Raw genomic sequence first — 624 nt, 5'->3', positions numbered from 1 at the left:
TGCGCCTATCGTTACGGTAAACTGAAGCCCGGTCATGCTTGCCACGTTATCCCTCTCCTTTTTCCCTGACGCCACGGCGACCGCCTATTGAGATGGCGGAATTCAGCGCTGTGATAATACGACAGTTCAATTACCTGAATGGATGCTGTGGTCTGCGTCCGCGCACACCGCAACACCCGTCACACAACGGAAAACCCGGGCCAGAGGCCCGGGTGGTCGGCATTACGCTTCGACCGGCGCACGCCAGTCATCAGAACCTGAAGTCCCGGCGACGGTGTGTTCCCAGTCGATTTTGCGGTAGGACATGGACACCTGGATAAGCTGGGTGTAGTCCAGTTTGGACGGGTCCTGGCAGTGCGGCATCTGGCAGTCGATGTCCACGATGGTCGCGTCGGTCAGCGTGGTGGAGAAGAAGTGCTCCTGCTTACCTTCTACCGACGTGCGGTACCATTTCAGGGTCACGGTCGGCAGCATTTCGCCGGACGCCAGGGAGTTGTACATCAGCGGGACGGCTTTGTTCAGCGCCACGGTGAATTTGAACGGCTTGTGCACACGCTGGCCGGACGGCTGACCGGACTGCGGGTCAGTCGGTACGGTCACAACGTGGTTGAATTCCTGCACCAA

1 protein-coding gene is annotated in these 624 nt (G+C 59.0%); it reads right to left on the bottom strand.

Annotation, left to right across the window (positions count from 1 at the left end; translation table 11 throughout):
* Positions 1–222: 222 nt before the first annotated feature.
* The coding region (locus AU509_RS17755) for an Hcp family type VI secretion system effector (RefSeq protein WP_094118924.1) at positions 223–624 on the bottom strand (402 nt) is incomplete at its 5' end.

This window comes from Lonsdalea britannica (genome assembly GCF_002111595.1).
Classification (GTDB): Bacteria; Pseudomonadota; Gammaproteobacteria; order Enterobacterales; family Enterobacteriaceae; genus Lonsdalea; species Lonsdalea britannica.
The sequence above is the reverse complement of the archived record's forward strand: the minus strand, read 5'-3'. Positions and strand labels throughout refer to the sequence as shown.